This window comes from Microvirga tunisiensis (assembly GCF_009296175.1).
Lineage (GTDB): Bacteria > Pseudomonadota > Alphaproteobacteria > Rhizobiales > Beijerinckiaceae > Microvirga > Microvirga tunisiensis.
Genome location: NZ_VOSK01000025.1, coordinates 41,179 through 50,242 on the forward strand (window position 1 = coordinate 41,179; position 9,064 = coordinate 50,242).

General features: G+C 61.1%; 6 protein-coding genes. 1 reads left to right on the forward strand and 5 read right to left on the reverse strand.

The annotated features are described in order from the left end of the window. Window positions 1–321 precede the first annotated feature (321 nt). Window positions 322–3,072 (forward strand): glycoside hydrolase family 2 protein, encoded by a 2,751-nt coding sequence (locus FS320_RS09835; protein WP_152711264.1) that lies wholly within the window; start codon window positions 322–324, stop codon window positions 3,070–3,072. 119 nt (window positions 3,073–3,191) lie between these two features. On the opposite strand, the gene FS320_RS09840 is transcribed toward FS320_RS09835, so the two are convergent. The 5 genes from FS320_RS09840 to FS320_RS09860 all read right to left on the reverse strand — a co-directional run bounded on the left by FS320_RS09840 (window position 3,192) and on the right by FS320_RS09860 (window position 8,756). Next, entirely contained in the window at window positions 3,192–5,366 is a 2,175-nt protein-coding gene (locus tag FS320_RS09840) for a family 1 glycosylhydrolase (protein ID WP_244627059.1), read from the reverse strand. Window positions 5,367–5,437: 71 nt separating this feature from the next. Further along, complete coding sequence (glf, locus tag FS320_RS09845) at window positions 5,438–6,592, reverse strand: UDP-galactopyranose mutase (RefSeq protein WP_152711266.1); 1,155 nt, start codon at window positions 6,590–6,592, stop codon at window positions 5,438–5,440. A 6-nt stretch (window positions 6,593–6,598) separates the two neighbouring features. Further along, window positions 6,599–7,819, reverse strand: coding sequence for a glycosyltransferase (locus FS320_RS09850; protein WP_152711268.1), 1,221 nt, complete (start codon window positions 7,817–7,819; stop codon window positions 6,599–6,601). A 193-nt stretch (window positions 7,820–8,012) separates the two neighbouring features. Continuing rightward, window positions 8,013–8,324, reverse strand: coding sequence for a polyhydroxyalkanoic acid system family protein (locus tag FS320_RS09855; protein WP_152711270.1), 312 nt, complete (start codon window positions 8,322–8,324; stop codon window positions 8,013–8,015). 126 nt (window positions 8,325–8,450) lie between these two features. Continuing rightward, window positions 8,451–8,756, reverse strand: a complete 306-nt coding sequence (locus FS320_RS09860; RefSeq protein WP_152711271.1) for a hypothetical protein — start codon at window positions 8,754–8,756, stop codon at window positions 8,451–8,453. Between the last annotated feature and the right edge of the window lie 308 nt (window positions 8,757–9,064).

The following is a 9,064-nucleotide window of genomic DNA, read 5'->3' on the forward strand; positions in this document are numbered from 1 at the left end:
TCTTTGAAGAATGCGGTTTGTCGGGCGAGCAGCAAGGCTCGGTCTCATCAGGGCAACGCGAGATGGAAGAGCCGGTTCCTGGACAGTCTGCCTCCCGGCCGGACGGAGGCTCCGGCCCGTCCCACCCCGGGATCAAAAGAAGCGTTTCTCCGTTGTTCGAAACGGGTCACTAATTACGGTCAGAGACGAGGGGCCAATGGTTCGAACGCGCTTCAGTGACACGCGATGTCGCAGGCGGGATGCCTTCCCGCTCCGCTCGCCTTCAGCCATGTTTTCGCCGCTTTCGAAACCCTTGGGTAATCTCTGATTCAAGGAGAGGTCATGCAGGACAATCGCATCAATCTGGACGGGACTTGGGAATTTTTGCACGTGGCCGACGACCGTCTGTCGGGCCCGGCGGAGGTTCGCCAGATCACGGTGCCAAGTCCATGGCAGGCCCAGTTCTCGGATCTCCGCATGCGGGCCGGCATCGGCATCTATCGCAGGACTGTTGAGATCGACGAAGCTTGGCTGCATGACGGCATCTGGATCCGCCTCGGCGCGGTCTTCCACAACACCAAGGTCTTCATCAACGGCGAGGCAGTGGGCCATAACGAGGGTGGATTCCTGCCTTTCTCGTTCGATGTGACCTCCCATCTCAAGCCGGGCGCGAACGAGATCAAGGTCCGGGTCGACAGCCCGACCGACAACCCGGCCGAGTTTCCGGATTCGCCCTTCGCCGAAATCCCGTTCGGCAAGCAGAGCTGGTATGGCCCTCTGTCCGGCATCTGGCAGCCAGTCTATCTCGAGCGCCGCATCTCCGATCACATGACCCGTGTCCGCCTCGTTCCCAATCTGACGACGGGACGGGTGACCTCGGGAGTGTTCTTCGCGCGCCCGCTCACGGACGCGACACAGATCCGTATCGAGGTCACGGACCCTTCGGGCGATATCGTGCTCGACGAGATGCACGAGACGCAGGTGGGCGTCACCTCCATGCCGTTCGAGTTCACGCTCGACGATGTACGCGCCTGGTCGCCGGACCACCCCAACTTGTACCGCATCCGTCTCGAACTCATCCGCAATGGCGAGGTGAAGGACGAGATCGCGGACCATTTCGGCTTCCGCTCCATCGAGACGCGCAACGGCAAGTTCTATCTCAACGGTGAGCCGCTCTACCTGCGCTCCGCTCTCGACCAGGACTACTATCCAGATACGATCTGCACCGTTCCGTCGGTGGAGTTTCTCGAAGATCAGTTCCGCAAGGCCAAGGAGCTGGGCCTCAATTGCCTGCGCTGCCACATCAAGGCGGCCGATCCGCGCTATTACGAGGTGGCGGACCGGATGGGGATCCTCATCTGGACCGAGCTTCCCAATGGCGGCATGGCCACCGACCGCTCGCGCGGGCGCAAGGAAAAGCTGCTGAAGGGCATCGTCGACCGCGACGGCAATCATCCTTCGATCATCATCTGGACGATCATCAACGAGAACTGGGGCGTCGATCTCGTCAACGATGCCGATCACCGCGATTGGCTCAAGCGCACCTTCGCCTGGCTCAAGGCCTACGATCCGACGCGCCTCGTGGTCGACAATTCGCCGCTCGCACCGAGCTTCCACGTGGAATCCGACATCGCGGATTATCACTTCTACGCCGCCTATCCCGATCACCGGGACCAGTGGGACCAGTTCGTCGACGAATTGTCGAGCCGCGCCTCCTGGCTCTACTCGCCCCATGGCGACGCGGTGATCACGGGGCGCGAGCCGCTGATGTGCTCCGAGTTCGGCAATTGGGGCCTGCCTTATCCGAAGGACCTGCGCGACGCCAAGGGCGAGGAGCCCTGGTGGTTCGAGACCGGGCACGACTGGGGCGAGGGCGTGATGTACGCCCACGGCGTCGAGAACCGCTTCTCGGACTGGAGCCTGGACCGGGTTTTCGGCGATCTGCGCCGCTTCGTCATTGCGGCTCAGTGGCAGCAGTTCCGCGCCTTGAAATACGAGATCGAGTCCATGCGCCGGAAGCCGAATCTCGCCGGCTACGTGATCACCGAGCTGCATGACTGCCACTGGGAATCCAACGGCCTTCTCGACATGCGCCGCAACCCGCGCGTGTTTCACGAGCTCTTCCACATCATCAATTCGGACACGGTGATCGTGCCGAAATGGGAGCGTGCCGCCTACTGGTCCGGCGAGACGGTCGCCCTCGACCTGGCGATTGCCCATGGCGCCGGGCCGGTTCTGGAAGACTGCACGCTGGAGATCTCCGTCTCCGGCGAGACCCAGACACTGTCCCTGCCCCGTCTTGAGGCCCCGAACGTGCTCGATATTGGTCGCATCGAGGTTCGCCTGCCCGAGATGGACGAGCCCTCGCTGCGGCGCATCGGCTTCGACCTGCGCACCGCAGACGGCCGGGTCATCGCGCACAACCATCACGACATCGCGATTCATCCCAAGCGCACGCGGCCGGTTCATGCGCGCGAACTGGTGTGGTCGCCGGATGAGGATATCCGGGAGCGCTTCCGGGCTCTTGGCTACAATCTCGCCCGGGCCTTCGAGGAATCGACCCTGATCGTCTCCCGCACGCACAACAAGGCCATTGCGGATCATGTGCGCGCGGGTGCCAAGCTTCTGCTCCTGCCGGAAGAGGATATGACCCTCTATCCGTTCTTCCCGCACTGGCAGGCGGTGAAGGTGCAGGCCCGTGCCGGCACGCTTTGGTCCGGCGACTGGGCGTCGTCGTTCGGCTGGCTGCGGCGCTCGGGTCATTTCGCCCGCTTCCCCTCAGGTCCGCTGCTCGACGAGACCATGGACCGGGTGCTGCCGGATTATGTGATCGCGAACTGCAACCTGCTCGACTTCCAGGCGCGCGTGTTTGCTGGTCTCGTGGTCGGCTGGATCCACAAGCCGGTGGCGCTCGGCGTCGAACGGTCCTACGGCCGCGGGCGTCTCGTCGCTTCGACCCTGCGCCTGTTCCGCGACGAGCCTCTGGCCGATCCGACCGCCACGATCCTGATGGACGCTCTGGTGGAGCTGGCCATCGAGTCTCGGGCAGCTCGCTTGGAGGAAGCCGTTCGAGCCGCGGAGGCAGCCGCGTAAGGCTTCCCGTCGCGAACATCAAAAGGCGGCCAGATCGTTCTGGCCGCCTTTTCATTCACTCTCAAGAAGCATGTCGGGCATAAGGTCAGCCATGCCTGGAATGCCCGACCAGGAAGGTTTTACTCGGCAGCCGTCTTCATCACTTCGTCCGACCACTCCACTTCACTATCGATGAAGAACCGGTCGAGGGCGCTTTCGAGTCGCGGCATCAGAATGCCACGTTCCGTGGACAGGGCCGTATTGAGGCCGGGCATATCGTCCGCATCCGTCACGAGTTCCGGATTGAAGCCTGCACGCTCGGCCGCCATGGCAGCCAGTTCGCGCCAGGAGGTCTCGCCGATATTGGCCATGTGCCAGATGCCTGTGCCGCCGTCGATCAGGAGATCGAGCGAGGTATTCACGAGGTCGGGCACATATGTGGGAGACACAACATCGACACTGGCTTCCACGCGTTCGCCGCTGCTTAAAGTGTTGAGGATCGACCAGATGAAGTTGTAGCGGTCCCAGGGGCCGAAGAAAGCGCTCGTGCGCAAGACGAGAGCCTTGTCGTGCGCCTCCAGAACCCTGCGCTCTGCCTCGGCTTTGCTTTCGCCATAGACTGTCGTGGGATTGACCTTGTCGCTCTCCACGTAAGGCCGGTCCAGCGTTCCATCGAAGACGAGGTCGGACGAGAAGGTGACGAGAGGAATACCGAGATCGGCACAGGCCTTGGCCAACACCTCCGCTCCCGTGGTGTTCTCCCTGAAGCAAGCCTGTCTGTCATGCTCGGCTTCCGCCACGCGCACATACCCGGCCGTGTTGATCACGGCCCACGGGCGATAGTAGTCAAGGGCCTTGGCGACGCTCTTGGGGTTGACGATGTCCATGTCCTGGCGTGAAAGCAGCACGTGGTTGAGCCCGCGGAAGTCGCACAGACGGGAATAGGCGCGGCCAAGGGTTCCCCTGGCACCCGTGATCAGAAGCTTTCGCGGCTCGTCGGAAAGCCAGCAGGACTTCGACTGCTTCGCCGGCGGCTTGTAGAAACGAATGTCACGCTTCCACCAGCCTGCGCGATCGAGCACCGGATGATCGAAGGTGCCGGTCTTGGCGAGTGCCTCCGCGGCATGGGCGAGCGCCGTGCGCCGCGGCTCCGGAGCCCGCACGTCGAAGGGCCCCGGCTCGTAGAAGCCGTTGCGGCGGGTCAGCAGGCTGTTCCAATCGACAGCGCCATACAGAGACCAGACGGTGACGGCCCGGATGTCGGCTCCTTCGTCACGCAGCGTGTTGACGTCGTTCCACACCTCCATGAGCCAGCGCAGCTGATCGTCACGGGTGCTGCCATGATGCACCTCGGTCACGGCTACCGGCCGCCTGTAGCGTTCCCACACCTCCCGAAGCCGGGCCGCAGGTCCGAGGTCGGCGGATGGCAGGGGCATGCGAACGGCTTCCGCATCCGCATATCGATGCCGGCCGTTGCCGCCCCAATGGTGCTCGGGATAGCGCGCCATGCGCTCGTCGAGGTAGCGCTCGCTCGTCAGATAGTGATTGATGCCGATGATGTCCGGTGCGGCATCCGCCTCGAGAAAGAGCTCGAGATCGGCCTGCGCGACACCATTGTGGAGGAATGTATCCCACCAGGGATGATCCCGATCGACCATGCCGCACAGGAGATCGAAGCTCAAGAAGCGCCGCTGGTTCTCGTGCTCGGCTTGATAGGCGAGCGCGGGCGTCGAGAAGGTCTTGCCCATGTCGTCCGTCTGCACCAGTTGCGCATCGGGCCGAACCTTGCGGATGGCGCGCATGGACAGGACGGTCGCCTTGCACTCGTTCACGAGGATCTTGAGAAAGGCCTCGTAGCTTGTGCCATGAGGATACCAATGGCCGTAGAGGCCCGAGAACCGGGCCGTGGTGAGCGGCTCGTTGACGGGGGTATAGAGATCGAGATGCGGATAACGCTCCGCAACGTTGGCGGCATGGCGCGCCAATAACTCGGGCCAGGCCGGATCGAGCATATGGGTGTAACGCGGGCCGCTGCCATGATGGCACAGGCCTGCAATGGCACGAATGCCAAGCGTCTGGAGGTGCTTCAGACGCGGATCGTGCCAGGAGAAGTCCGTGCGGTCCGGGCTTTCGGGAGAGATTCTCTCCCAGAGCACCGGATGACGCAACGTCCGGATGCCGAGTTCGGCAATGCGGTCGAGATCCTCGATTCGATCATGATGACCGGTTTCTGAGCTTTGATCGCGGTAATCGTCGCCAACTCTCGCGACGGTACATTCCAGACCGCCCCAAAGCTCCAGTGGTCGTTTCATCATGCAACTCCGAGCTATTATAACAGCTCTTCCACAACTATTCTTAGCGTGGAATGTTCAATGCTCTTTGTCGGTTAGGAAACCAAAGCCGCCGAGGGCGATACGACTTTGACGGCCGATGTATCGGCTCCAACGGGCAGGGATTCGTTGATGCGCCGGAAGGTGGCAAGCGCCTGACCGACGATCTGGTCCATGTTGTAATAGCGATAGGTGGCCAGACGGCCTACGAACCACACGTCGGGCGTCGCCTGGGCAAGCCGCTCGTATTTCTTGAACAGTTCCTGGTTCTCCGCCTTCGGGATCGGGTAGTAGGGGTCGCCTTCGGCGGATGGATACTCGTATGTCAGCGCCGTCTTGGTATGCTCCTGACCCGTCAGGTGCTTGTATTCCGTGACGCGGGTATAGTCACGGGTCTGCGGATAGTTCACGACGCCCACGGGCTGGTGCCAGGCCTTGTCGAGGGTGACATGCTCGAAGCGCAGCGAGCGATAGGGCAACTTGCCGAACTGGAAGTTGAAGTATTCGTCGATCGGCCCGCAATAGATGACGCGGCGATGGGGAACGACGTTCTTCACGTCGTCATATTCGGTCTGCGTCATCACATGGATGTTGGGATGGCCGACCATCTTCTCGAACATCCGCGTGTAGCCGTTCTTCGGCATGAACTGGAATTCGTCCGTAAAGTAGCGGTCGTCCCGGTTCGTGCGCGTCGGCACGCGTGAGGTCACCGACTTGTCGAGTTCGGAGGGATCAAGCCCCCATTGCTTGCGCGTATAGCCGCGGAAGAACTTTTCGTAGAGTTCGCGCCCGACGACGGAGACCACCACGTCTTCCGACGTCCTGATCTCGCCGATCTTTTCCGCCCGCTCGGCGAACCAGTCCTGCAGTTGCTCGGACGTAAGGTTCAGCCCATAGAGCTTGTTGACCGTATCGAGATTGATCGGAATCGGCACGAGCATGTCATCCACGTCCGCCAGCACCCGATGCTCATAGAAGCGCCATTCCGTGAAGCGGGACAGATAATCGAAGATCTGCTTCGAATTGGTGTGGAAGATATGGGGGCCATATTGGTGAATGAGCAGGCCGTCGTCGTCGTATCGGTCATAGGCATTGCCGCCAATATGAGGACGGCGATCGATGAGAAGGACGCGCTCGTTGCGCTCGGTGGCAAGACGTTCCGCCAGAACGCTGCCCGCAAAGCCGGCGCCGACAATCAACCAATCATACATTCCAGATCACTCCGCAGGCGTGGTGGCATAAACGGGAAGGGACGAGGCGGGACGGTCGGCCGTGCTGCTGTCGCCGGCGGCATCCAGCATGAGCTTGTGCATGGAAGCCCAGGTCTTGTCCCACGATCCGGCCATGAGATGACGGTCGACCTTGGCGAGCCACGCGTCCTTCGGCCGGGCCAGGATAACCTCGACCTTGGCAACCACGTCCTTCGCGTCCTTCGCGATCTCGACGAGACCTTTCTCGCCGTAAGGCCGCACCACGTCGGTGATCGGCGTCGAGACGACCGGCACGCCCGCGGCCAGGAATTCAGGCGTCTTAGTCGGGCTGATGAACTTCGTCGCCTCGTTCAGCGCGAAATTCATGAAGCCGACATCCCAGCCGGACAGGTAATGCGGCAGTTCATTGTAGGATTTTCCGCCGAGCCAATGAATGTTGGGCCGCTGCGGCAGAGCCGAAGGGTCGATCTTCACCACAGGGCCGATCATCACGAACTGCCAGTCGGGGCGCAGATCGGCGACGTTGGCCAGGAGATCGACATCCATGCGTTCGTCGACGACACCGAAGAAACCGAGGCGAATATGCGGGATCTGCGCCTGATCGTCGGGATCCTTGTCGATCGAGCGCGCCTGGGAGAAGTGATGGAAGTCGATGGAGGACGGGAAGCCGTGGACGCTGCGATGGCGATGGCGCTTGGCCTCATAGAGACTCATGCCGCCCGTGAAAACCAGATCGCAGCGGGAGAAAAGAGCACTTTCCAGGTCGAGCAGCTCCTGCGATGCGCCGCGGAACAGCGAGAGTTCGTCCATGTTGTCGTAGACACACAGATCGCATTCGAGATCGCTGGTAAAGGCCATGGCCATCGGCGTGTAGTACCAGAACACGCGCGGGCCCTTGGCCTCCCGGCCGATCAGCTCCTCGATCAGATCGTGCTGCTCTGCGAGAATATCCTCATGCGACAGGCCCTCGGGAAGAACCGGCACGGCAATGGTGACACCCTGCGGCCGATCGCTCACATCCATATGAGGCTTCGCGCCGGCCTTGAACATGGGCTCTTCGATGATCAGTACGTCGTAATGCTTGACGGCCCTACTGAGGAGATGCTGAGGCCGCTGCCAGACGAAATCCCAGCGAAGGTGGGAGAAACAGACGAGGAGCGGTTTTTCTGAACTGGCTTTGATAGGCGAACGAAGGGCATAGGACTGCGGCATCAAACGCTCATGCATAGCGCCATCCTCAAATACAGGTGTGTTGTCGCGGTCGGACGGAAGAACACGGCCCGGGGTGAATAAAGCGATGTCTTAAGTGAAGCGCACCAACGAAGGGTCGTGGTCGCAATCGATTACAGAACGCAGACGGAGCCGTTTGGTTCCATCTGTGTTCATCTTCATGAACGCCTATTCATGGCTATAGCCAGCATCATTTCTTCTCAAGCATCAGTGTTCCTTGCTTTTGGATGAAGGTCTTCGCCTTCTCTGCAATCACTGCAAGGATCCACGGCAACTGCACTTCGACGCGCACTTGATCTTGCATCACTTCAAGGTGGCCATTGACGTTCTGTCCCATGGCTCCGACGCGAAAATCCATGCGGTTCCCGTTCCAGGTTTCGTTGATGGACGCGACCTTGTCCCCGAACTGGGATTTCAGACCTGTCATGCCGCCGTGCAACCGGCGCATGGCTTCGGCCTGGCCGAGGTCGTGGGGGATGGAAATGATCAGTGGCTTGGCCATTGGAATGCTCCGCTTTTCAACGACAAGCGAAGCGGCGCTGCTCAGGTTCCCTCGTCAGACCATCGGTGGGAGCGCAACACCGAGTCCACTTTTCGCCGACGGAGACCTCTGGTTCCGCACGATGCGCTACAGCATTTCCACCCTGATGGCGCGAATCACGATGGTTTCCTGCACGAATCGGCGCTCCAGTTCCGCGCGGTAGCGCTCCCACCAGGGATGATCGAGTTCTCGGGCCATGACTTCGAACACGACGATGTCGTCGTGGGACGTATGGCCGCCCTCTTTCCAGACGCCATGTGCCGGTGCGCGGGTGAAGCTCGTAATGCCGCCGAAGCGCTCGGATAATTCCGTGCGAACCCGTCCATAGGCTGCACCGTCGAAACGGCGGCCGGCATTGTCGGCGAGCGGGAGCAGAATCTGAACCAGATGCATCGACATCCCCTGAGGCGCCATAAGCTGAGGCAGGAAAATAGTTCAGGGGAGGAAAAAGGCGAGGCCTCTAGAGCATCGGCCCCAAAAGCGGGATGCACTTTTGGGGCCGATGCTCCCTCTACAAGTGTTGGGGGTGGACGGCCCCCTTACGGCATCGCTGTGCCAGAATGAGGTCGTTGCTGATCTCAAACACAGGAGACCGTCCGTGGACCAGATTATTCGCATCGGGATGGATACGTCAGTGCGCCGGGAGACCGGCAAGGAGTAGGAGGTGAAAGTCCCCCACGATGAAGGGCAAGCAACCCACA

Bases quoted from the DNA above. Each gene is read 5' to 3' on its own strand.
- FS320_RS09840 (WP_244627059.1), bottom strand. From the start codon at position 5,366: ATGATGAAACGACCACTGGAGCTTTGGGGCGGTCTGGAATGTACCGTC.
- FS320_RS09855 (WP_152711270.1), bottom strand. From the start codon at position 8,324: ATGGCCAAGCCACTGATCATTTCCATCCCCCACGACCTCGGCCAGGCC.
- FS320_RS09860 (WP_152711271.1), bottom strand. From the start codon at position 8,756: ATGCATCTGGTTCAGATTCTGCTCCCGCTCGCCGACAATGCCGGCCGC.
- FS320_RS09835 (WP_152711264.1), top strand. From the start codon at position 322: ATGCAGGACAATCGCATCAATCTGGACGGGACTTGGGAATTTTTGCAC.
- glf (WP_152711266.1), bottom strand. From the start codon at position 6,592: ATGTATGATTGGTTGATTGTCGGCGCCGGCTTTGCGGGCAGCGTTCTG.
- FS320_RS09850 (WP_152711268.1), bottom strand. From the start codon at position 7,819: ATGCATGAGCGTTTGATGCCGCAGTCCTATGCCCTTCGTTCGCCTATC.